Origin of the sequence: Microbulbifer pacificus, assembly GCF_002959965.1 — a bacterium.
In the GTDB taxonomy this organism is placed as follows: Bacteria; Pseudomonadota; Gammaproteobacteria; order Pseudomonadales; family Cellvibrionaceae; genus Microbulbifer; species Microbulbifer pacificus_A.
In genome coordinates, this window is record NZ_PREV01000027.1 from 393,097 (window position 1) to 415,892 (window position 22,796).

20 protein-coding genes are annotated in these 22,796 nt (G+C 60.1%); 15 read left to right on the forward strand and 5 right to left on the reverse strand.

All coding sequences use genetic code 11. The features are described from left to right. The first annotated feature begins 50 nt into the window (after positions 1-50). From C3938_RS12450 to lipA, 13 genes are all read left to right on the forward strand, one after another. On the forward strand, positions 51-2,669 hold the full coding sequence (locus tag C3938_RS12450; RefSeq protein ID WP_105103616.1) for a DUF2339 domain-containing protein: 2,619 nt from the start codon (positions 51-53) through the stop codon (positions 2,667-2,669). A 166-nt stretch (positions 2,670-2,835) separates the two neighbouring features. Then, a complete protein-coding gene (locus tag C3938_RS12455; RefSeq protein WP_105103617.1) occupies positions 2,836-4,152 on the forward strand; it encodes a glutamate-5-semialdehyde dehydrogenase in 1,317 nt (438 codons plus the stop codon). A gap of 175 nt (positions 4,153-4,327) precedes the next feature. Then, positions 4,328-4,975: a nicotinate-nucleotide adenylyltransferase gene (nadD, locus tag C3938_RS12460; RefSeq protein ID WP_105103618.1), complete on the forward strand. Its 648-nt coding sequence runs from the start codon at positions 4,328-4,330 to the stop codon at positions 4,973-4,975. 32 nt (positions 4,976-5,007) lie between these two features. Then, entirely contained in the window at positions 5,008-5,370 is a 363-nt protein-coding gene (gene rsfS / locus C3938_RS12465; RefSeq protein ID WP_105103619.1) for a ribosome silencing factor, read from the forward strand. 9 nt (positions 5,371-5,379) lie between these two features. Further along, positions 5,380-5,856, forward strand: a complete 477-nt coding sequence (gene rlmH / locus C3938_RS12470) for a 23S rRNA (pseudouridine(1915)-N(3))-methyltransferase RlmH (protein ID WP_105103620.1) — start codon at positions 5,380-5,382, stop codon at positions 5,854-5,856. 153 nt (positions 5,857-6,009) lie between these two features. After that, positions 6,010-7,932: a penicillin-binding protein 2 gene (gene mrdA / locus C3938_RS12475; RefSeq protein ID WP_105103621.1), complete on the forward strand. Its 1,923-nt coding sequence runs from the start codon at positions 6,010-6,012 to the stop codon at positions 7,930-7,932. Continuing rightward, positions 7,925-9,070, forward strand: a complete 1,146-nt coding sequence (rodA, locus tag C3938_RS12480) for a rod shape-determining protein RodA (RefSeq protein ID WP_233998867.1) — start codon at positions 7,925-7,927, stop codon at positions 9,068-9,070. The genes mrdA and rodA overlap by 8 nt, the downstream gene beginning before the upstream one ends. A gap of 156 nt (positions 9,071-9,226) precedes the next feature. After that, entirely contained in the window at positions 9,227-10,216 is a 990-nt protein-coding gene (gene mltB, locus C3938_RS12485; protein ID WP_233998868.1) for a lytic murein transglycosylase B, read from the forward strand. A 142-nt stretch (positions 10,217-10,358) separates the two neighbouring features. Then, positions 10,359-11,258 carry a septal ring lytic transglycosylase RlpA family protein gene (locus C3938_RS12490; RefSeq protein WP_105103624.1) on the forward strand — a complete coding sequence of 300 codons (900 nt, stop codon included), beginning with the start codon at positions 10,359-10,361 and terminating at the stop codon, positions 11,256-11,258. Positions 11,259-11,355: 97 nt separating this feature from the next. Further along, positions 11,356-12,507, forward strand: coding sequence for a D-alanyl-D-alanine carboxypeptidase family protein (locus C3938_RS12495; RefSeq protein ID WP_105103625.1), 1,152 nt, complete (start codon positions 11,356-11,358; stop codon positions 12,505-12,507). A 187-nt stretch (positions 12,508-12,694) separates the two neighbouring features. Continuing rightward, complete coding sequence (locus C3938_RS12500; protein WP_105103626.1) at positions 12,695-12,976, forward strand: YbeD family protein; 282 nt, start codon at positions 12,695-12,697, stop codon at positions 12,974-12,976. Continuing rightward, positions 12,976-13,686 (forward strand): lipoyl(octanoyl) transferase LipB, encoded by a 711-nt coding sequence (lipB, locus tag C3938_RS12505; protein WP_105103627.1) that lies wholly within the window; start codon positions 12,976-12,978, stop codon positions 13,684-13,686. Before C3938_RS12500 ends, lipB begins: the two co-directional genes overlap by 1 nt. Beyond that, positions 13,679-14,728, forward strand: a complete 1,050-nt coding sequence (lipA, locus tag C3938_RS12510; RefSeq protein WP_233998869.1) for a lipoyl synthase — start codon at positions 13,679-13,681, stop codon at positions 14,726-14,728. The genes lipB and lipA overlap by 8 nt, the downstream gene beginning before the upstream one ends. A gap of 97 nt (positions 14,729-14,825) precedes the next feature. On the opposite strand, the gene C3938_RS12515 is transcribed toward lipA, so the two are convergent. Further along, complete coding sequence (locus C3938_RS12515) at positions 14,826-15,116, reverse strand: DUF1540 domain-containing protein (protein WP_105103628.1); 291 nt, start codon at positions 15,114-15,116, stop codon at positions 14,826-14,828. A gap of 194 nt (positions 15,117-15,310) precedes the next feature. Between C3938_RS12515 and C3938_RS12520 the strand changes: the two genes are divergently transcribed. Beyond that, positions 15,311-15,646, forward strand: a complete 336-nt coding sequence (locus C3938_RS12520) for a DUF4212 domain-containing protein (RefSeq protein ID WP_105103629.1) — start codon at positions 15,311-15,313, stop codon at positions 15,644-15,646. 3 nt (positions 15,647-15,649) lie between these two features. Continuing rightward, entirely contained in the window at positions 15,650-17,350 is a 1,701-nt protein-coding gene (locus tag C3938_RS12525; RefSeq protein WP_105103630.1) for a sodium:solute symporter family protein, read from the forward strand. Positions 17,351-17,461: 111 nt separating this feature from the next. On the opposite strand, the gene C3938_RS12530 is transcribed toward C3938_RS12525, so the two are convergent. The 4 genes from C3938_RS12530 to C3938_RS12540 all read right to left on the reverse strand — a co-directional run bounded on the left by C3938_RS12530 (position 17,462) and on the right by C3938_RS12540 (position 22,759). Then, a complete protein-coding gene (locus tag C3938_RS12530; protein WP_105103631.1) occupies positions 17,462-18,004 on the reverse strand; it encodes a GNAT family N-acetyltransferase in 543 nt (180 codons plus the stop codon). Between the two features lie 106 nt (positions 18,005-18,110). After that, the gene (locus C3938_RS12535) at positions 18,111-20,480 is read right to left on the reverse strand and encodes an autotransporter outer membrane beta-barrel domain-containing protein (RefSeq protein WP_105103632.1); all 2,370 of its coding nucleotides are present in this window, start codon (positions 20,478-20,480) and stop codon (positions 18,111-18,113) included. 52 nt (positions 20,481-20,532) lie between these two features. Further along, positions 20,533-20,754, reverse strand: coding sequence for a hypothetical protein (locus C3938_RS17885; RefSeq protein ID WP_158681679.1), 222 nt, complete (start codon positions 20,752-20,754; stop codon positions 20,533-20,535). A 16-nt stretch (positions 20,755-20,770) separates the two neighbouring features. Beyond that, positions 20,771-22,759, reverse strand: coding sequence for a BCCT family transporter (locus tag C3938_RS12540; protein ID WP_105103633.1), 1,989 nt, complete (start codon positions 22,757-22,759; stop codon positions 20,771-20,773). Between the last annotated feature and the right edge of the window lie 37 nt (positions 22,760-22,796).

The following is a 22,796-nucleotide window of genomic DNA, read 5'->3' on the forward strand; positions in this document are numbered from 1 at the left end:
GCGATTACCGCGGAGCACTGAGATAACAATAAGCGGAAGTTTGGGGATCCATGGACAATCTGGTTTTACTCGGCGTACTGCTGGTTCTGACCGTCGTGGTCGGCTCCTTCATGGGCATTTTTGCCTTTGCGGAAGTGAAAAGTCTGCGCGGCGAGGTGCGCCGCTTGCACGCCGCCATCGACGCGGCGCGGGGGCCGGTGCCTGCCGCGACGCCTCCAATCGCATCGGTAGCACCTCCGGTGCCCACTCCGGCAGCCAGTAGCCTGGGCAGTAGCTCGGGCCCGTCGGCGCCCCTCGATGAATTCGAGCTGCCCGACCTGGACATTTCGACGCCGGAGCCCGCCTCAGATCCGGTGTCCGCCAGGGAGAGCTTCTGGGAACGGATGCAGCAGAACTGGATGGTGTGGCTTGGTGGAGCCTGTGTCGCACTGTCGGGGGTTTTTCTCGCGCGCTACGGCATAGAGCAGGGGTTATTGGGGCCGCGGGTGCGCGTGGCAATGGGGCTGGTCACCGCTCTGGCCCTGTATATTGCCTCGGATGTGTTGCGCCGCAGGACCGGCGGCAGTCATCCGTCGTTTGCCGCGCTGGCGGGGGGCGGTGCCATAACGGCGTTTGCGGCCATTCTGTCTGCGGTGCACCTGTACCAGTTGATCGAGCCCGGTTTCGCCTTCGGAATGCTCGCGCTGGTCGCGCTCGTCACTATGTGGCTGGCGCGGCTGCATGGTCCGGTGCTCGCAGCGATCGGCATGCTGGGGGCCTATTCCGTACCGATTCTGGTATCTACCGGTGACGGCAACGTCCTTGGCGCCATGGTGTACGCGCTGATCATTTCCGTGTCGGTACTGTTGCTGCTGCGGCATGTGTATCGCAGCTGGTTGTGGTTCGGGCTGCTCGCCGGCGCCCTGTTGTGGTGGTTAATCTCGATGTTCGGGCACCAGGCCGATGGCTGGCGCGGCCCCTATCTCGCGGCCCTGGCGTACCTGCTGCTGGCCGTTATCCAGGGCGACTGGGCGCTGCAGCGGCGCGATGCCGGTGATGACCGGGTGACCGCGAGCAAACTCGCTCCGTTGTTGCTGCCGAGTCTGCTGCTACTGGTTGCCGCCCAGTGTCTGTCGATCTTCCGCGAGGGTTTCCCGTCCTCGTCCCTTCTGTCTGCGCTCTGGGCCTGGAGCCCACTGGCACTGGTGCTGTTGGCGGCGGCACGCCGACGGGCAGCGCTGGCACCGCTTCCCTGGCTGCTGCTGCTGGGGCAGTTGGCGGCCTGGCTGGCCGGGCGGATGGATCAGTGGGGTGCGGCGCAGGTACAGCTTGTGCCATTGCCGTCGGCGCTACAGGGTAGCTTCCTCCTGTTTCTCGCCATTACCGCCGGGCTCTTCACCGGGCTCGCTCTGCTCAATTACCGCGCCGGCGCCGCACGATACTGGTGGGCGTCTCTAGCAGTGATGGCGCCGTTGCTGTCGTTGCCACTGGGGTACGTATTGGCGAGCGACGGACTGCCGCTTTACTGGTGGTGCCTGTACGCAGCGGTGTTTGGCGCCGTGTTCCTGTATCTCGGCAGTTACGGTGCCGGGCGCAGCTGGCACAAGTCCATGGTGGTCTGGCTGTTTATCGCCGGGCATTTTGCCTACAGTCTCGCGGCCTGCCTGTGGCTGGAGCAGGCGAGCCTGACCCTCGCGCTGGCGCTGCAGGCGGTTTCGCTCGCCTGGATCATCCGGCGTTTCGAGGTGCCGGCGTTGGGGTGGCTGCTGAAAGGCGTGTTGCTGCTGGTAGTGGTGCGCCTGACCCTGAACCCCTGGCTGCTGAGTTACAGCGACGGCACTCACTGGTCTCTGTGGACCTACGGTGGCTCAGCACTGAGCGCCTGGCTCGCCACCCGAATCCTGCGTGATCAGCACCCGGCACTGGCGCGTTGGACCGAAGCGGTGACGCTGCACCTGCTGGTGCTGGCGCTTTGGGCGGAGAGTCGCTATTGGCTATACGGCGGCAATGCCTTTGCCGCTCACTACAGTTTTACCGAAGCGGTCATCAATATGTGGCTGTTTACCGGTCTTGGGCTGGTGTATTACCGCAAGAGTCTGTTGATTGACGGCTTCGCCCGTTGGTACGACGGATACGGGCGTCTGTTGATCCTGGCGGCTGCGGCAAACTATGCGGCGATTCTGTTTGCCACCGCCATCAGCGAGCCCTGGGTGTGGCGCTCGGTGAGCGACAGGCCGCTGCTGAACATGCTGTTGCCCGCCTTTGCCGGTCCTGTGCTGCTGGCGTGGCTGGTAAGCCGCTGGTACCTGCCGCGCGTGCGCCGACTGGCGGGGCTGGTGTCGGCAGCGGCGGCCTTTATCTGGATATCGTTGGAAGTGCGCCACCTGTGGCAGGGAAATATTCGTCTCGACACGGCCACCGAGACCGGCGAGTTGTACACCTATTCCGCGGTGTGGCTGTTGCTCGCAGTGGTGGGGATCCTGTCTGGCAGTTGGCGCGGTTGGCGCCGTTGTTATCGTGGCGGCATGGCGGTGTTGGCGCTGGTGATCGTGAAACTGTTCCTTGTGGATATGGCGGGGCTCGAAGGCTTGTTGCGGGTGGCCTCCTTCATGGGGATGGGGCTGGCCCTGTTGGGGATCGCCTATCTGCACCAGAAACTGGGGCGCATCAGCACCGGCCAGACCCCCTGAGCATATTTTGTGGGGGCAGAATTCCGGCGAGGTTACGGTATACTGCGCGCCCGTTTTCCGGGGGTGCATTTGTATACGCCAATGTACCGAAAAGGAAAACCCGGCGGGATCGAGGCAGATCCCGCTCGATTGCGTATAAAACGCGTAAATTGAATGGAGATCAGCGGTGAACAGTGTCAGCGAGAGCGCGGCGAGCGCGACCACGGTCGGACAAGCACAGGGACAAGAAGGTACCGAAGCCAGAATGCAGGCCATGGGGCGCGCCGCGCGTGCCGCCGCCCGCCTGATGGCCCGCGCTGACACCGGAAGTAAAAACGCTGCGCTCAGAGCCATCGCCGCGGAGCTGGATGCCCAGCGACCGCAACTGGCGACGGCCAACGCTGTAGACATGCAGAAGGGCCGTGACAGCGGCCTCGACGCGGCGCTGCTGGACCGTCTCGAACTGACCGATGCCCGTATCGACGGAATGATCGAGGGGTTGCTCCAGATCGCAGAGCTGCCGGATCCGGTGGGCGAGGTCAGTGACCTCAAATATCGCCCTACCGGAATCCAGGTGGGCAAGATGCGCGTGCCGCTCGGAGTCGTGGGGATTATTTACGAGTCCCGCCCCAATGTGACCATCGATGCCGCCAGCCTGTGTCTGAAATCCGGCAACGCCACGATTTTGCGCGGTGGCAGCGAGGCTTTGCACTCCAACGGCGCCATCGCCGCCTGCATTGCCACTGGCCTGAAGCAGGCGGGATTACCGGAAACTGCGGTGCAGGTGGTGGATACCACCGATCGCGCGGCGGTGGGTGCACTGATTTCCATGCCGGAGTACGTGGACGTTATCGTTCCCCGCGGAGGCAGGGGACTGATCGAGCGCATCAGCCGCGAAGCGCGGGTGCCGGTGATCAAGCATCTCGACGGTATTTGTCATGTCTATCTGGATGACCGCGCCGATCCGGAAAAGGCGTTCAATATTGCGCTGAACGCCAAGACCCATCGTTATGGGGTGTGCAACGCGATGGAAACGTTGCTGGTGGCCGAGGCCGTGGCGGCGGATTTCCTGCCCCGCCTGGCCGCGGCCTATCGTGAGAAAGGTGTGGAGCTGCGCGGTTGTGAAGCGACGTGCGCCATCGTGCCCCAGGCACTGCCGGCGACGGAGGAAGACTGGGCTACGGAATATCTGGCGCCGGTGCTGTCCATCCGTGTGGTCGCGGATATGGACGCGGCGATGGACCACATCGCCCAGTACAGCTCAGGCCACACCGAGTCCATCGTCACCGAGGACTACAGCCGCGCGCGCCGTTTTATGGCAGAGGTGGATTCCGCTTCCGTGATGGTCAACGCGTCCACCCGCTTCGCGGATGGCTTTGAATACGGCCTGGGCGCGGAAATCGGTATCAGCACCGACAAAATCCACGCCCGCGGGCCGGTGGGGCTCGAGGGCCTTACCTCGCAGAAATGGATCGTGTTCGGGGACGGGCATATCCGCCAGTAGTGGCGGAAAGAGTGTTATTTCCGGAAAGCGCATGGGCGGTACTGCTACCGGGTGCGGCTTTGTGAGACACGCCGTGAACCCATCCATGGGGGCTCGGCTGCGGCCATCCAGGCCGCAGACGGTCTCACAAAGCCGCACCCGGTATCAGCACCTTCGCATAAGGTAAGGTGGCTACTTGGGAGCGTATTTAAAAACCATCGCCCTGTTCGGCGGCACCTTCAACCCGGTGCATTTCGGCCATCTGCGCATGGCGCTGGAACTGAAGGAAGCATTGGGCTTTGACGAAATGCGCCTGCTGCCCTCCCACCAGCCGGCGCACCGCGCCGAACCGGGGGTGGGCGCGAGTGCCCGACGCGACATGCTGGCGCTGGCGCTGGAAGGGTGTCCGGAGCTTGTGCTGGACGAGCGCGAGCTGGCGCGAGACGGACCCACCTATACCGTGGATACGCTGGAAGAACTGCGGCAGGAGCTGGGCGAGAAAGTCTCGATCAGCTTCTGCATGGGGCTCGATTCCCTGCTGGGCCTGCCGGGCTGGCACCGCTGGGAGCGGCTGGTGGAACTGGCCCACCTGGTAGTGGTGACCCGCCCCGGCTGGCAGATGCCACGGGACGGTGAGGTGGCGGAATTGCTGGCCCGCTGCCGCGGGACCATGGACGATATTCGCGGGCAGGCGGCCGGGCATATCCTGGTGCGGGAGCAGACCCTGTTGCCGATTTCCGCCACCGCAATCCGCAGCCTGATTGGCCGCGGCCGCTCGGCTCAGTTTCTGCTGCCGGAGCGGGTACTCAATTACATTCAGATTCATCAGCTCTACCGGAGCTAAAAGCAGGGGCTGAAGCCCCAGATACAGGTGTTATGACTGATCTCAAGACAATTGCCGTAAATGCCCTGGAAGACCTCAAGGGCCACGACATCACCGCCCTCGACGTATCCGAACTCAGCGACGTGATGGAAACCCTCATCATCTGCACTGGTACCTCCAACCGCCAGGTGAAGTCTCTCGCCAACAACGTCGTCGAAGACGGCAAAGAGGCCGGTTTCCGTCCCATCGGTGTCGAAGGGATGGAAACTGGGGAGTGGGTGCTGGTGGACTACGGCGATGTGGTGGTACACGTGATGCAGGCGGAAACCCGCCGCTTCTACGATCTGGAAAAACTCTGGTCCATGACCCCGAACACCCGCGCCAATGCGGATGGCAGTGACCCGCATACAGACTGATACGCGCGCATGAAGATCCGAATCCTGGCTGCCGGCGGCAAAATGCCCGCATGGGTGCAGGAGGGCTATGGCGAATACGCCAAGCGCCTGCCCCGGGAACTCACCCTGGAGATGGTGGAAATCCCCCTCGGCAATCGCGGTAACAAGAATGCCGCAGCACTGGTGGAAAAGGCCCGCCAGAAAGAGGGGGAAGCCATGCTTGCGGCCATCGGTCCGCGGGATCATGTGGTGGCGCTGGAGGTTACCGGCAAGGCCTGGAGCACTGAACAGCTGTCCCGAGAGCTCGCGGGTTGGCAACTGGGCGGCAGCAATGTGTGTCTGCTTATTGGTGGACCGGACGGACTCTCCAGAGATTGTCTGGCGCGCGCTAACCAGAAATGGTCTCTGTCGGCGCTCACCATGCCGCACCCGCTGGTGCGGGTATTGCTGGCGGAGCAGCTTTACCGTGCCTGGACCCTGTCGGTGGGACATCCGTACCATAAATAGATAGTCCCTGTTCATGTGAACTTGCTCGCCACCCCGTAGTCTCAGGAGACCTGGGTGCTCCCCAGATACTCTCTATAGATACTCCGCAGGGACGGCAAAACTGTGTACACTTCGTGGTCATTTTCGCGCCACCGATGATCCCACTTCACCGAAATGTCTGAAAACCTGCGCTTCAAAGACCACCACACCGAGCAGCGACTGTTCCGCAACCGCATGCTTGTGGCCATTTTTGGCGTCGTGGCGTTGCTTGGAGTACTGGTGGCGCGCCTGTACAACCTGCAGATCGTCAATTACGAAAGCTACCGCACCCAGTCGGATGAAAACCGCATTCAGGTGCGCCCGGTACCGCCTACTCGGGGTCTGATCTACGACCGCAACGGCGTGCTGCTGGCGGACAACCGGGCCAGTTATACCCTCGGTATCGTGCGTGAACGGGTCAAGGACCTGGACGCTACTCTCGAATTGCTCGGCAGTCTGGTGCAGCTGGACGATGCCGACATTGAAAAATTCAAACGCCGCCTGCAGCGCCGCCGCCCATTCGAATCCGTTCCCTTGCGCTACCGGCTGACGGAAGAGGAAATCGCCCGCATCAGCGTGAATGAATTCGATCTTCCCGGGGTTTCCGTGGAAGCTGAGCTGGTGCGCTACTACCCGGAGACAGACCTGTTTGCCCACAGCGTCGGCTATGTGGGGCGTATCGCCGAGCGGGATCTCGCTGCGTTCTCGGAAGAGGATGTGCGTCGCTACCGTGGCACCCAGAGCATTGGCAAGGTGGGGCTGGAGCGCTCCTACGAAGACTTGCTGCTCGGCGAGGTGGGTTTTGAAAATGTGGAAACCAATGCCCGTGGCCGGGTGCTGCGGGTACTGGAACGTCACGACCCCAAACCCGGTGCCGAGTTGACTCTGCACCTGGATGCCCGCCTGCAGCAGGTAGCCACGGATGCCCTTGGCGAACATCGCGGCGCGGTGGTGGCCATCGACGTGAAGACCGGCGGCGTGCTGGCCTTTGTGAGCAAGCCCTCCTACGACCCCAACCTGTTTGTCACCGGCATCAGCTTCAAGGACTACAGCGAGCTGCGGGACTCCCTCGACGTCCCGTTGTTCAACCGAGTGGTGCAGGGGCAGTATCCGCCGGGCTCTACCCTGAAACCGATGATGGGGCTGGGCGGTCTGGCCGCCGGTGTGATTACCGCGAACACCCGGGTTGCCGACCCGGGCTTTTTCCGTCTGCCCAATGATTCCCGCGTCTACCGCGACTGGAAACGCTGGGGACATGGAAAAAGTGTCGATCTGATCCAGGGGCTGGCGCAGAGTTGTGATGTGTACTTCTGGGATATGGCCTCGCGCTGGAATATCGACGGTATGCACGATATCGCCACCCGGTTTGGTCTCGGTGCCAAGACCGGCATAGACCTGCCACGGGAATACCCCGGGATTTTCCCATCCCGTGAGTGGAAGCGCGGGGCGCGGGGCGCGGCCTGGTATCCGGGTGACAGCCTGAACGCGGTGCTGGGACAGGGCTTCGTGCTGGCCACGCCGCTACAGCTGGCGGTGATGACGGCCACCATTGCCAATCGCGGTACCCATTACCGCCCGCAAATGGTCATGGCCATCGACGGTGTGGAGCAGCCGCCGGAAGTGCTGCACCACGTGGACGCGCGCCCCGAGCACTGGGACCTGGTCTTCGAGGGTATGGAAGCGGTGGTTTACAGTACCCATGGTACCGGTAAGAAGGCCGGAGCCAATCTCGATTTCAAGGTGGCGGGCAAGTCTGGTACCGCACAGGTGGTGGGCATTGCCCAGGGGGCCAAATACGATTCCGATGCGCTGAAGGAACGCCACCGGGATCACGCCCTGTTTGTGGCCTTTGCCCCGGTGGACGATCCGCAGATCGCGGTGTCGGTGCTGGTGGAAAATGGTGAAGGTGGCGGCCGGGTGGCTGCACCGGTGGCGCGGGAAGTTTTCTACGATTGGATGTCGCGTGCCTATGAGGACACGGCCAGTACCCACACCTGGCGGCCGCCGTTGTTGCCGCTGATGTCGCCGCCTTCCGAGGAGGAATATACCCGTGGCTAGCCGTGACTATATGCACCGGTTGCCGGATGCGGGCAGCAGCCTGCGTCGCCCGGAGAGCCTCTCCCGACGCTGGCATATCGACCTGCCGTTGATGTTGCTGTTGTTGGTGCTGGCCGGCGTGGGGCTGGTGGTGCTCTACAGTGCGTCTGGCGAGGAGATTCACTATGTGAAGCGCCAGGCGATATTTATGGGGCTGGCCTTCACCGGCATGGTGATTGCGGCGCAAATCCCTCTGGAGTTTTACCGGCGCTGGTCCCCATGGTTCTATCTTGGCGGCTGCTGTCTGCTGGTCGCGGTGCTGTTCGTGGGAGTAGGCGCCAAGGGCGCCCAGCGCTGGCTGCAGGTCGGCGGTTTCCGCTTCCAACCCTCGGAAGTGCTGAAACTGGCAGTGCCTATTGCCGTGGCGGCCTTCCTGCACAAGCGTGCGCTGCCACCATCGTTCCTGACTGTGATCGGCGCGCTTGCGATCATCGGTGTTCCAGCGTTATTGATTGTGCGCCAGCCGGATCTGGGCACCTCCATCCTGATCGCCGCATCGGGTATTTTCGCTCTGTATCTCTCCGGCCTCAGCTGGAAGATGATCGGCAGCGCCGGCCTGCTCGGCGCGCTGGCGGCCTGGCCCATGTGGATGTGGGGCATGCGGGACTATCAGCGACAGCGGGTGCTCACCCTGTTCAATCCCGACGCGGATCGTCTCGGCGCGGGCTGGAACATCTTCCAGTCAAAGGCCGCCATCGGTTCCGGTGGCTGGGCCGGAAAGGGGTACATGCAGGGCACTCAATCGCAACTGGATTTCCTCCCGGAGAGTCACACGGATTTCATCATCGCGGTACTGGCGGAAGAGTGGGGCATGCGCGGCGCCTTGATTCTGCTGACTCTGTATCTGCTGATCATCGCGCGGGGCATCTATATTAGTTTTACGGCCCAGCATGTGTTCGGACGCCTGCTGGCGGGCAGTATCACCCTCACATTCTTCGTGTATGTGTTCGTGAATATCGGTATGGTCAGCGGCCTGTTGCCGGTGGTGGGTGTACCGCTGCCGCTGGTAAGTCACGGCGGGACCTCGGTGATCACGTTGATGGCGGGCTTCGGTATTCTGATGGCCATCAGCACGGAAAGACGCAGAGTACTTTTCTGACCCGATTCCTGAACCGTTTCAGGAACGGTTCAGGCTGGCTTCATATTTTGTTGTGTATCGTGCCACTTTTTGGCGCGTCCGCAGTCACAACAGTAGTTTGATTTTAATAATGGAAGAAGTAGCCGGAAGTACGTTATGAAAACAGGAGCGGTTGTTTTGAAATGGACCACAGGATTGTTGGCGGGCCTCGGGCTCGTTCTAGGGGCCTGTGCCCAGGAGCAGGGGCACGGTGAAAACGCCCAGGCCCAGGCCTTTGTGGATTACATGGTGGCCGCACACAACTTCAATCGTGTCGAGCTGCAGGCCCTGATGCAGGAAGCCAAGCGCAAGGACTCCATCCTCAAGGCCATCAAGCGCCCGGCGGAAAAGGCCAAACCCTGGAAAGAGTACCGCGAAATTTTTATCACCCCGACCCGTATTCGTGGCGGTGTGGACTTCTGGGACAAAAATGCGGAAGCCCTCAAAAAGGCGGAAGAAAAATATGGCGTACCACCAGAGCTGATCGTAGCCATTATCGGTGTGGAAACCCGATACGGCGGCAATATGGGCAGCTACCGGGTGCTGGATGCGCTCACCACCCTCGCTTTCGATTATCCGCGGCGCTCCAAGTTTTTTACCAAGGAGCTGGAAAATTACCTGCTGCTGACGCGAGATGAAAAGATTGACCCCACGAAATTGAACGGTTCCTATGCGGGCGCCATGGGGTTTGCCCAGTTCATGCCTTCCAGTTACCGTCACTACGCGGTGGACTTCAATGGTGATGGCCGCGTGGACATCTGGACCGACACCGAGGATGCCATCGGCAGTGTGGCCAACTACTTCGTCGAGCACGGTTGGAAAGCCGGCGAGCCGGTGACGGTCATTACCCAGCCGCTGCCGAATGCGGACATGACCATCGTCAACGACGATCTGGAACCGAAATGGACCGTCGGTGAGCTTGAAGCCAAGGGCTTCCCGACCACCGCCAAAGTGACCAAGGATATGCCCGCCAATGTGTTCTCCCTGGATACCCGGGATGGGGAACAGTTCTGGATTGGTCTGAATAATTTCTACACCATTACCCGCTACAACCACAGCCGTCTGTATGCCATGGCGGTCTATGAACTGGGGCAGGAAATCATCAAAGCACGTGGCGGCCGTTCCTGATTACCGGGCCAGCCCTGTTCGATAAAGCGATAGAATGCGCCGGGGGCAATGCAGTGCCCGGCACCGGTTAAAAACAGACTCGAACAACGAGTACGATAAAACGCGGTTGCAGGCGCTGTTTGTCCTGCGCCGGGGGGAAGCCATGAAAACAACGATTGCCCTGGGGATAACCCGGGTCGGCATAGCCTTTTTGCTGACCTTGTTCACCGCCTGTAGCAACGTGCCAGTGAAAACGGCGGATAAACCGGCGGAGAAGGGTGAAGTCCCTTTTGATCAGATGCGCGACAGTGGCCCTGCGATGCCGGTAGACATGCTGGCTACGCCAGAAGTGACCCCGGTGCGAGAACCCATTGGCGTTGCCGGCAATAAATCCCCCTACGTGGTGGATGGGGTGCGTTACAAGGTTCTGAATAAAGTGAAGGGCTACCGCGAGCGCGGCCGCGCTTCCTGGTATGGCACCAAATTTCACGGGCGTAAAACCGCCAATGGCGAGGTCTACAATATGTATGCCCTGTCTGCGGCGCATAAAACGCTTCCGCTGCCCAGTTACGCCAAGGTGACCAATCTGGACAACGGTCGCAGCATAATCGTGCGGGTCAATGACCGCGGCCCGTTTGTTCCGGGGCGAATCATTGATCTGAGTTATACCGCAGCGCAGAAACTCGGATATATCGACAAAGGCACGGCGCGGGTAGAGGTGGAAGCACTGGACCCGGACAGCCTGCCCAGCGCCACCCAGACCCTGGCAGTGGAGAAAGACGCCGCGGCGCGGAAGGGGTTACCCGAGGACGCCAGCTTCAAACTACCGTCAAATACCTTCCTGCAAGTCGGTGCATACAGCTCTGCAAGCCAGGCAGAAGAGATTCGCGGACAACTGGCCGCTGCATTCGGCTATCCTGTATCCGTCAGTCCGGTAAAGAGCGGCGGAAAAACGCTCTACCGGGTGCGTATCGGGCCTATTGCACAGCAACGGGTTCTGGCCGCATTGCGGGAATCCGTAGAACAGCAGAAATTCGGACAGCCCCAGGTTGTGGTGGATTGACCGCGCCGTTCGCAACGTCCCATTCTCGGCCAGCAGCCTTAAGGATGGCTGGAGCCGGGCTTTGACACCCATTGATGTAAGGAATAAAGAGAGTCCCATGTTCAAACGCTTATTTGCCTGCCTGCTCCTGATTGTCAGCACCAGTAGTGTGGCCCAGGCCGATAAACCGCTGATTCCGGCACCGCCGCAGCTGGCGGCCACAGCCTACATTCTTATCGATGCCCACACCGGTCAGGTGCTGGTGGAGCATGACGCCGACAAGCAGATCCCACCGGCCAGTCTGACCAAAATGATGACCAGCTACATTGTGTCGGAAGAGCTGGAGAAGGGTGCCATCAAGGAACAGGATCCGGTGAACATCTCCGAGAAAGCCTGGCGTATGGGCGGGTCCAAGATGTTCGTCAAGGTCAACGACAAGGTGCCCGTCATTGACCTGCTGCGCGGTGTCATCATTCAGTCCGGCAACGACGCCAGCATCGCGCTCGCGGAACATGTTTCCGGCAGTGAGGAAGTCTTCGCCGAGGTCATGAACCAGCAGGCCGAGCGCCTGGGTATGACCGATACCCACTTCGTGAACGCCACCGGCTGGCCGGCCGATGGTCACATGACCACAGCCCGCGACCTGGGTACCCTGGCGCGCGCACTGATTGCTGATCACCCGTCGCACTACGCGCTCTATTCTGAAAAGTACTTCCGCTTCAACGGTATCAACCAGCCCAACCGCAACCGCCTGCTGTGGCGTGATTCCGCGGTGGATGGCATTAAAACCGGACACACGGAAGAGGCGGGCTATTGCCTGGTGGCCTCTGCGGTCAAACGCGGCATGCGTCTGATCTCTGTGGTGGTCGGCACCGACAGCGACGAGAAGCGCGCGGCCGAGACCCAGAAACTGCTGGCTTATGGTTTCCGCTACTTCCAGACCCATAAGGTCTATGGCGCCAACGACGTCCTGCAGACCGAGCGCGTCTGGGGCGGCAAGGCAGACTCCGTGGGGGTTGCGGTGCAGAGCGATGTCTTCGTGACCATTCCCCGCGGTGGCGAAGAGAGCATCAAGGCCGACCTGATCATCGACGGCGAACTGAAGGCGCCCCTGGCCAAAGGCCAGCAGGTGGGTAAGGTGATCGTGACTCTGGACGGCCAGACCGTTGCGGATATTCCGGCTGTGGTTGCGGAAGATGTGGAAGAGGGCGGCTTCTTCAAACGTCTGTGGGATTCCATCAAGCGCTTTGTGATGGGCTTCTTTCAGTAACTCCTACTGAAATTTTGCGCACTATCCCGGCGGTATCTGCCGCCGGGTTCTCTCAAAAGCGGTTTCTCCTGCAATTTTTCTTCCCTGTCCAGCCCCCTGTCGGCACTGTATAATCGCCGCCCGGCCGCAATCCCCGCTGGGTTCGCCCCGCGTTTCCATTTCCCACCTGTGGCCCTGTGAGTGTGGTATGACCCAGGATTCAGAGCAGCAGCCCCCGAAAATCGAGTTTCCCTGTAAAGACTACATGGTCAAAGTCGTGCGTGACACGGATGACCAGGTGCATGAATTCGTGCTCGAAGTCATGCGCCGCCATGTGTCGGACCTGGATGAGACCCGGCTGAAGCACACGCCGAGCCGTAACGGGCGCTTTACCTCCATGACCTTTTACATACTGGCCACCGGCGAGCCCCAGCTGAAGGCGCTGTTCGAAGAACTCAAGGCCCATCCGGGCGTGCACATGGTGCTGTGATGTCGATACCGCAAACGGCCATCTGTAACCTGGGACGTCGCGATTACGAAACCGTATGGCGCGCCATGGCCCACTACACCGATACCCGTGGCAACAACGACGGGGATCAGATCTGGTGTGTTGAGCACCCTCCCGTATTTACCCAGGGGCAGGCCGGCAAAGCCGAGCACCTGCTAAACACCGGCGATATCCCGGTGGTGCAGGTGGACCGCGGTGGCCAGGTGACCTATCACGGCCCCGGCCAGTTGGTGGTCTACCCGCTGCTGGATCTGCGTCGTGGCAAGATCGGTGTGCGTGAACTGGTCAGCGCGCTGGAAGATGCGACCGTGGATATGCTCGCCGCCTATGGAATTGCTGCAGCCCCACGCGCTGACGCTCCCGGGGTGTATCTCACCGAGGGCCCGCGCGCAGGCAACAAGATCGCTTCTATCGGTTTGAGGGTGCGCCGCGGCTGTTCCTTCCACGGTATTGCGATCAATATCGACATGGACCTGGCACCCTTCCTGCGCATCAATCCCTGCGGCTATGCCGGCATGCAGATGGTCCAGATGGCGGAGCTGATCCAGCCCACCCCGGAATGGCTGGGGGTGGCCGAAAAATTTGTAGCTGCGCTGGCGCGCAGGTTGCAACTGCCGGAGGCCCAGTGGCAACCGGTCGACGAGAACATGTTTTTGGTGCCCGCCACCGAATCAGGAACAAGCAATGTCTGAACGAATTGACGCCGACAAGCCGGAAATCATCGCCACCTCTGGAGGTGTGCAGACGGTGGTTCCGGAGATCAGCCCGGTAAAACGCACCCGCCGTCTGCAGCAGGGAGAGAAGCTGCGCGACGGCGACAAGGTCGAGCGTATTCCGGTAAAGGTGATTGCCAGTGATCAGACCCTGCGCAAGCCGGAGTGGATCCGCGTCAAGGTCCCGTCAGTGAAGGCATCCCAGGAAGTGGATCGGATCAAGAGCATCCTGCGCTCGCAGAAGCTCGCCACCGTGTGTGAAGAGGCCAGCTGTCCCAACCTGGGGGAGTGCTTCAGTGGCGGTACCGCCACCTTCATGATTATGGGCGAGATTTGTACCCGCCGCTGCCCCTTCTGCGACGTGGGCCACGGCAAGCCGAACCCGCTGGATCCGAATGAGCCCCAGCACCTGGCGGAAGCCATTGCCGCCATGAGCCTGCGCTACGTGGTGATTACCTCCGTGGACCGCGATGACCTGCGCGATGGCGGGGCCCAGCATTTTGCCGATTGCATCAGACGCTCCCGTGAGCTCTCCCCCAATTTGCAGGTGGAGATCCTCACCCCGGATTTCCGCGGCCGTATGGAGGTGGCACTGGACATCCTCGAAGCCGAGGCGCCGGATGTGTTCAACCACAATCTGGAAACCGTGCCGCGTCTGTACCGTGAATCCCGTCCCGGTGCCAACTACAAGTGGTCGCTGAAGCTGCTGCAGGAATACAAGAAGCGCCGCCCGGACGTTCTCACCAAGTCTGGTCTGATGGTGGGTCTCGGTGAAACCCGCGAAGAAATCTTCGAAGTGATGGACGACATGCGCGCCCACGATATCGACATGCTCACCATCGGCCAGTATCTGCAGCCGAGTAAGGAGCACCTGCCGGTACAGCGCTACGTGCACCCCGACGAGTTCGAGGAGTACCGCCGCTACGCCGAGCAGATCGGCTTCAAGCACGCGGCCTGTGGCCCCATGGTGCGCTCCTCCTACCACGCCGATAAGCAGGCCCACGGAGAAAAAGTCAGCTGACAGGGCTGACCAGACGCATCACTCGAAATCCCGGCTTTATGCCGGGATTTTTTTGCCCGATATAGGCGTCAGGCCCCGGTTCGAATCGTCGGATTCTTCAGTGTGCGTAGGTCAGGCAGTTCACGCTATTGCCGCTGTAGCCCAGTTCAATGCGGTCCGCGCTGCACTCGAAATCCACATTGTGACTACAACCGGTAACCTTGCAGGCGCCGACACCGGCTACACGCTCGCGTTTGGTATGGTGATCGTTACTGAAGAAGGTATCGCAGTCCGGATGGTTTCCGTCGCCGATGGTAATGGCGCGGGCGTGGCAGGCGGAATCGGTATTGTACGCACACTCAACGGCGGCACAGCGGCTCACTTCGGGCATATCGGTGGCGATGATCATGGCGCATTTCTCATTTAATTATGGTCGAAGGATCAAGCTCCCGCTTTGAGCCTAGTTCAGCGTCATCGACTGTCAAGTTTGTTCCCAATAGCGAGTCTTTGGCGCTGCGGAGACGGATGTAAACGATGACAAAGCCGCCGCTATCCGGGTAGAGTGTCCAACCAATTCAATAAAAATAAACAAGGAGCCTTGCGATGAGCTTTGCCAACCGGCAGCAGGCCGAGCGCTACTGGAAAGAAAATCTCAAGCTGATGCTCAGTCTTCTGAGTATCTGGTTTGCCGTAGCGTTTGGCTGCGGCATTCTGTTGGTGGACGAGCTGAACCAGATCCGTCTGGGCGGCTTCAAGCTCGGTTTCTGGTTTGCCCAGCAGGGGGCCATTTACGTATTCCTGGTGTTGATTTTTGTTTACGTCTACAAGATGAACCGTCTGGACCGTAAATACGGTGTTTACGAGGACGATGAATCCGTCGAACAGCCGGAAACATCTGCCCTGGAGCCCCAAGTGCAACAACCCCAGGGAGGGCACTGAGTCATGGATGTACAGAACCTGACCTTCCTGATTGTTGGTGCAACGTTCGTTCTCTACATCGGCATTGCCCTCTGGGCGCGCGCCGGCTCTACCAATGATTTCTATGTGGCTGGCGGTGGTGTGCACCCCTTGGCCAACGGCATGGCGACGGCGGCGGACTGGATGTCGGCGGCCTCATTTATTTCCATGGCGGGCCTGATTTCTTTTATGGGATACGACGGTGCGGTATATCTGCTGGGCTGGACTGGCGGGTACGTGCTGCTGGCCCTGTGCCTCGCACCTTACCTGCGCAAATTTGGCAAGTTCACCGTGCCGGACTTTATTGGTGACCGCTATTACTCCCAGGCTGCGCGCACGGTGGCCGTGATCTGTGCGATTTTTGTGTGCTTCACCTATGTGGCGGGGCAGATGCGTGGTGTGGGCGTGGTCTTTTCCCGCTTCCTGGAAGTGGATATCACCACCGGTGTGGTGATTGGCATGGGCGTAGTGTTTTTCTATGCGGTGCTCGGCGGTATGAAAGGCATTACCTACACACAGGTGGCACAGTACTGTGTACTGATTTTCGCTTATATGGTGCCGGCTATTTTCATCTCCATCATGATGACTGGCCATGTGCTGCCGCAACTGGGTTTCGGTGCCGCTCTGCCTGACGGTACCTATCTGCTGGACAAGCTGGATGGCCTCTCTGCGGAACTCGGGTTTGCGGAATACACTACGGGCACCAAAAGCACCATCGATGTGTTTTTTATCACCGCTGCGTTGATGGTGGGAACCGCCGGCCTGCCGCATGTGATCGTGCGCTTCTTCACCGTGCCCAAGGTCCGCGATGCGCGCAAATCTGCTGGCTGGGCGCTGCTGTTTATCGCGCTGCTCTATACCACCGCGCCGGCCATTGCCACCTTTGCGCGAGTGAACATGATCGACACCATTAATGGTGCCGACGGCCAGGGAACACCCCACGATAAGGCGCCCAGCTGGGTATCGAACTGGGAAGAGACTGGCCTGATCCACTGGGACGACAAGAATGCCGACGGCAAGATGTTTTACTCCGGCGATGCGCGCAATGAAATGACGGTCGATCGCGACATTATGGTGCTGGCAAATCCGGAAATCGCGAACCTGCCGGCATGGGTCATCGCACTGGTGGCCGCCGGCGGTGTGGCTGCGGCCCTGTCCACCTCCGCGGGGCTGCTGCTGGTGATTTCGACATCCATTTCCCACGATCTTCTGAAACGGAATCTGATGCCGAAGATCAGCGAGAAACAGGAGTTGCTGTACGCGCGCTCCGCGGCCGCCGTTGCGATTTGTATCGCCGGTTATCTCGGCATCAACCCGCCGGGCTTTGTGGCGCAAGTGGTGGCCTTTGCTTTCGGGCTTGCCGCCTCATCGTTCTTCCCGGCGATCATCATGGGGATTTTCTCCAGGCGTATGAACAAGGAAGGCGCGATTGCCGGCATGGTGTCAGGTATCCTGTTTACCGCAGGTTATATTGTGTACTTCAAGTTCATCAATCCCGCCGCCAACATGCCGGACAACTGGTGGTTTGGTATTTCACCGGAAGGTATCGGTACCCTTGGTATGATGATCAACTTCACCGTTGCCATCGCCGTGGCAAAAATGACCCGCGAAGCGCCACAGGAGGTACAGGAAATGGTGGAGAGTATTCGCTTCCCTCAGGGCGCCGGTGAGGCGAGCGCGCACTGACAACCGTCGTGTACAGTTAAGAAGCGAGCGTCAGCTCGCTTTTTTATTTTCCACCTGACGAAAAATCCCGGTCACCGAGCCGGCTCTGTGCGGAACGATTGAACGGTGCGATCAGCGGCAGCAAGCCGGGGTTGTGGTTCTCCCTGCATCCCATCCCATCAGAATCAGATTCTCGGTACCCCCGGGGAGCCTTATCATTCTTTCCCTTCGCAGGCCAAGTCGTTCAAGGAGTCCGAGGGAGGCGCGATTATCCGGTGTCGCAATGGCGACAATACGGGTAAGGCCGAGCTCGGATTCTCCCCACTGCATCACCCCCTGCGCAGCTTCCAGCGCATAACCCCGACCGCGGTGCTCGGGCAGGAAGGCAAAGCCGATATCCACATCGTCGAGTCCATCTCGTTTCAACAGTCCGCACTGGCCAATAGGGGTACCGTCCTTCAATTCCACCCGTAACATCCCGAATCCGTGCTCACAGTACATGGCGATGGGGCCGCGTTGAAGATAGCTGCGGGCGTCTTCCACGGTGCGCACACCACGGTCGCCGATGTAGCGATGGAAATCGGGATCGTTCATTAGTGCCAGGGTAAAGCGCGCATCGTCGTCGCTGTCGGTGAGTTTGCGCAGTTGCAGTCGGTCGGTGTTCAGCAGGTACATGGAGATATCCGGAAAATCAGTCGGCGTGAGGATGACAGAATTTTGCTGGCGACAAAAGAAAACGCCCTCACGGGAGGGCGTTTTCAATGCGTGCTATGGAAAAAAATCAGAAACGGTAACTCACACTGATCGAACCGTGTTCCGAGGTCGGACGAGCGCTGAGGTTGGCACTTACAGCAATGGCCTCTGCAGCCTGCCAGCGCAGGCCGAGCAGGGCGCCGGCGCCGCTTTCGAAGAGCCCGGTATCCTTGCTGGCGTAGCTTGGCATCGCGTTCATGTTACCGCCCATGGACTTGATGCCGACTTCCAGTACGTCATTTTCGGTACCAGTGGTGTCCTCATACCACAGCTGGCCATAGACACTGATACGGTCCCAGCTTTGGTCCATGAACGCGCCCAGGCGCATGGTGGTGTAGCGCCGCTCCTGGTTTCCGAAATGCATGCCCAGCGGGTCCTGTTCGGCACCGTTGGCATCGGTATAGGTAAAGCCGGCAAGCGCATTTTCGGTGTAACCATCCACGTCCGCGGTAACCTGGGTTACACCGGCGAATGGACCGTAATGTGCACCACCGCTGGACATATTGACGCCGCCCATCAGGTCGAGAGTGACGTTTTCGCCCTTGGTGCTGGCTTCCAGGGTGCCGTCAAATTGACTGCCGAGGGTAAGGTGGCGACCTATACGATCGTACTCCACGTCGGTTATGGTCGCACTGGCGTCGACAAAAAACTCGTTGTAGTGGAAACGGCCGAACAGGCTGTAGTTGGTGGACGTCGAATCCACGCTCGACAGCGCATTGTCCAACTCCGCGTCAGAGCGGCTGACGGCAAAGCCCAGTTCGGTATTGTCGCGCAGTGCATAGCTGGCACCGATCACACCCGCAGAGCGGTCTCCGTTGGCAGTGGGCGCGAAATTATTGTCGTAGTCGCTGCTGCCGAACACGCCGCTGACAAACACACCCGTCTGAGCTGGGCGATAGCGTGCGCTGACCAGATTTTCTTCCAGGGCACTGAGGTGGCTGCGTGCAGCCTGCACCCCAATATCAGGTAGCTGCCCGGCAACCTGGGCAGCGCTGACCACGCCGGTATAGTAGTCCGCGAGCACCTGCTGTGCCGCCTGGGTGGGGTGAACCGCATCGTTGAAGAGCAGTCGGTCTGCATCCGGAGCGCTGCCATTTTTGCCATAGACCGGATGCTCGATACAGCCGCCGCTGCCGTCGTAGCAGAATTTGGTGTGATCCGTCTCGGCGTCAAGCCCGAGGGCTGCGGCGTTGGCGATGGACACCTGCAGCACACCGTTCTGGTCCACCAGCAGCACGCCGTCGATATTTTTGGCATCGCTGATCAGCGTATGGTTGAAAAGGTCTACCCCTGCACTGGCCTGGGCCAGTGTGGCATCGATGGCCGCACTCAACTGGGCATTGGCCTGTTCCTGGGTCATCAGGCCGGCGGTCACGGCGTCGGCCAGTTGTGCCGCTTCGGGGCTGCTGGCGACGGCCTGGCTGACGGCGGCATACATACCGGGAGTCTTACCGATATCCGGTGCGTTGGACAGCAGAATGTAGTTGGCTCCGGCATCGGCGAGAGCCTGGGCACCGTCGGCCAGCATATTCGCCGCGATGCCGACGCGGGCACCAAACTGCTCGGCGGTCATGGCGCCGGTAAGCGAAGCGCTGAAGCCGCTCAGCAGATCGTTGCCGCCACCGTTAACCCAGTACAGCGCCTTGCTGTCGGCGCGGCCGTTGCTGGCTTCCAGGTAACCGAGGCCCAGTGGGTGCGGGTTACCGGTGATGCCGGAATCGGCCACGATGGCCGCGGGCGCGGCGTCGATCTGCGCCTGAAGTGCATCCGCCTGTGCGGTGAATGCCGCGGCGGTATCGGGGTCGCCCGCTGCTTCCGCCTGCGCGGCGCCAGCACGCAGCTGGGCGACGGCATCGGGTCCTTGCAGCAACAGGCCGAGCAGATTCAGGTCCGCATAGAGGCCGGTGCTGGTGTTGCGGGTGGGATCGGGCAGCAATGCGCTGGCAAAGTTGTGGGCGCTCACGTCCAGTGCCAGACCCTGGGCACTCAGGTATTGCATATAGCCTTCGGTACCGAGAATGTTCAGTAGCACGTCCGCAGCGCGGTGGCCACCGACGGCCCAGCCGCCGCCGACATTCGGCAGAGAGGCACTCACCTGTGCCTGCGCCGCCGCCAGCATTTCATCCTCCGGCAGGCTGGTGTCCACATCCGGCAGGCACAGATACATGCCGGCACAGGACGGTGTTACCGGCCCGAGGCCCAGTTGCTGCGACAGCAGGCTGATGGCCGCCTGCTTATCGTCGCCACTGGTAAAAATACCGGCATTGCCGACGTCGGTCAGGCTGTCACCAAAGGCGATAACCTGCGAGAAGGGAGATTCGTTGGCGGACGCCGCGAAGCTGGAAGAAAGTGTCAGGCAGGCGATGGCCGCCGCGAGGCGGTGTTGCTTGTTGGGCATGAAGTTTTCCTCTCGCACACTGATCTCGAATTCCGCGAGACGGAAGGCGGGGTCAGCTGCTCATCGTTATTGTTTTTAAAATGACGTTCAGATTTTTATTGTTGGTGTTTCTCATCGCTCCAGGGCTGGGAACAGGACTACCCGACGCGAATTGACCGGAAACCCCTTGATAGTAACCAAGCACCATGCCTATGACCAGAGGTCCATTTACAGTCAGGCGCAGTTTGTGTGACTGGTGGGTTTTAAATCTCGCGTGATATCCGACCGCTGCCATTCGAACTTTTCCGCGGTCAGCGCAACGAGTGCAGAAACTGTAGATGCCGCTCGTACTGGGAGAGGATATCCGTCAACAACTGATCACTGGTCCAGCCCATTACATCGTAATCCTGGCCGCCCTCTGAAAGGTGGACTTCCGCACGGAAATACTTGTCTGGGGAGCCATCATCAACGGTGTCATCCAGGCTGGTGTCGGGGTTGCTGGCGTTGGGTTTGAGGTGGGCCTTGGGGTGAATGCCATAGATGAAGTCTACTTCCTCTCCCTGGAATACCGTCAGGTAAACCTGCGTATTCCGTTCCCTTCGAACTTCAGCCTGAAAGCCATTTTTCCGCATTTGTGCGGCAAAATTCTGCATCGCCGGTTCCGCCGTTTCCTCGATATATTCATGCACTTCCTGCAGAGATGGCAGCTGGACCAGGTTGCGCAAGCGTCGCTCCCAGGAAACGGGATTGCGGGCACTGATTGGTGCCACTGGCGCAGACTGCGCATCGCGTTTCGCAGAATCCATGCGCAGCGCCTTGACCAGACCATATATCGCCACCAGTAATATGACGGAAAAGGGCAGGGCACTGGCGATGGCAGCGGTCTGCAATGATGCGAGGCCGCCGGCGAGCAATAGTGCGATGGCAACAACACCGATGATCGCTGACCAGAAAATTCTCTGCCACACCGGTGTGTCGTCACGACCATGGGACGACAGCATGTTCATAACCATGGCGCCGGAATCGGCGGATGTAATGAAAAAGATAACGACGAGCACGATGGCGAGCCCGGAGAGCACCTGTGAGAAGGGAAACTGTTCAAGAAACTGGAACAGGGCGAGAGACTGATCCTTTTCGATGACAGTGGCGAGGGATTCGAGGCCTTCGTCGCGGATCATACGGATGGCGGAGTTGCCGAACACCGTCAACCAGATAATGGTGATGAGTGTTGGCATGAACAGCGTGCCGACGGCGAACTCGCGGATGGTACGACCGCGGGAAATCCGTGCGATGAACAGTCCTACGAATGGCGACCAGCTCAGGCACCAGCCCCAATAAAAAATCGTCCAGCCACCGATCCAGTCGGTGGGCGCGTAGGCATAAAGATTGAAGGTGCGATTTACCAGTACCGACAGATAACTCCCCACATTCTGCACGAAGGCCTGAAACAGGAATACGGTACTGCCGAGAATCAATATCGTAAGACACAGCAGGGCGGCGAGCCCCATATTCAGCTGCGACAGACGCTTGATGCCCGCGTCCAGTCCCGCCACTACCGACAGTGTGGCCAGCGCCGTGGTGACGACGATCAGAATGACCTGGGTCATCTCGCCGACTGGCACCCCAAACAGGTGATTCAACCCGGAATTCATTTGCAACACGCCAAAACCGAGGGTGGTGGCCACACCGCAGACGGTGCTGACGATAGCGAATACATCTGTGGCGTGGCCGATAGGCCCGTGAATACGTTCGCCAATCAGGGGGTAGAGCGCCGAGCGCAGGGTGAGTGGCAGATGGTGCCGGTAGCTGAAGTAGGCAAGGATCAGGGCGACGCCGGCAAAGATGGCCCATACATGAAAGCCCCAATGAAAGATGGTCAGGATCATGGCATCGCGCGCGGCCTGGACACTGCCCACGCTGGCATCCGGCGGGTTGAGGTAATGCATGACTGGTTCTGCCACGCCGAAAAACAACAGGCCGATCCCGATTCCTGCGGAAAACAGCATGGCGAGCCAGGCCCAGAAGCCGTACTCAGGCTTTTCGTGTTCCGGCCCCAGTTTAATGTCGCCCAGTCTCGACATGCTGATGAGGACGACCGTGACCAGAAGGATCGCGACGATCAGTACGTAGTACCAGCCCATGTAATCGACGATGGCGGCCTGCATACTCTGGAAGCGTGCAGTGGCGTTCTCGGGAAACAGCACCGCATAGGCAACGAGCAGAAGAAGTATACCGGTGGCGGTGTAGAACACGGGCGGATCGAAGCGTGCTTTGCCGTCCTTTGTTGTGCGCAGTTGCATCTGGTCACTCGTATTCTCTGGTAAAGGGGTGTGCGGT

Bases quoted from the DNA above. Each gene is read 5' to 3' on its own strand.
- C3938_RS12450 (WP_105103616.1), top strand. From the start codon at position 51: ATGGACAATCTGGTTTTACTCGGCGTACTGCTGGTTCTGACCGTCGTG.
- rsfS (WP_105103619.1), top strand. From the start codon at position 5,008: ATGACTGATCTCAAGACAATTGCCGTAAATGCCCTGGAAGACCTCAAG.
- rlmH (WP_105103620.1), top strand. From the start codon at position 5,380: ATGAAGATCCGAATCCTGGCTGCCGGCGGCAAAATGCCCGCATGGGTG.
- mrdA (WP_105103621.1), top strand. From the start codon at position 6,010: ATGTCTGAAAACCTGCGCTTCAAAGACCACCACACCGAGCAGCGACTG.
- C3938_RS12490 (WP_105103624.1), top strand. From the start codon at position 10,359: ATGAAAACAACGATTGCCCTGGGGATAACCCGGGTCGGCATAGCCTTT.
- C3938_RS12495 (WP_105103625.1), top strand. From the start codon at position 11,356: ATGTTCAAACGCTTATTTGCCTGCCTGCTCCTGATTGTCAGCACCAGT.
- C3938_RS12500 (WP_105103626.1), top strand. From the start codon at position 12,695: ATGACCCAGGATTCAGAGCAGCAGCCCCCGAAAATCGAGTTTCCCTGT.
- lipB (WP_105103627.1), top strand. From the start codon at position 12,976: ATGTCGATACCGCAAACGGCCATCTGTAACCTGGGACGTCGCGATTAC.
- lipA (WP_233998869.1), top strand. From the start codon at position 13,679: ATGTCTGAACGAATTGACGCCGACAAGCCGGAAATCATCGCCACCTCT.
- C3938_RS12515 (WP_105103628.1), bottom strand. From the start codon at position 15,116: ATGATCATCGCCACCGATATGCCCGAAGTGAGCCGCTGTGCCGCCGTT.
- C3938_RS12520 (WP_105103629.1), top strand. From the start codon at position 15,311: ATGAGCTTTGCCAACCGGCAGCAGGCCGAGCGCTACTGGAAAGAAAAT.
- C3938_RS12525 (WP_105103630.1), top strand. From the start codon at position 15,650: ATGGATGTACAGAACCTGACCTTCCTGATTGTTGGTGCAACGTTCGTT.
- C3938_RS12530 (WP_105103631.1), bottom strand. From the start codon at position 18,004: ATGTACCTGCTGAACACCGACCGACTGCAACTGCGCAAACTCACCGAC.
- C3938_RS12535 (WP_105103632.1), bottom strand. From the start codon at position 20,480: ATGCCCAACAAGCAACACCGCCTCGCGGCGGCCATCGCCTGCCTGACA.
- C3938_RS17885 (WP_158681679.1), bottom strand. From the start codon at position 20,754: ATGGCAGCGGTCGGATATCACGCGAGATTTAAAACCCACCAGTCACAC.
- C3938_RS12540 (WP_105103633.1), bottom strand. From the start codon at position 22,759: ATGCAACTGCGCACAACAAAGGACGGCAAAGCACGCTTCGATCCGCCC.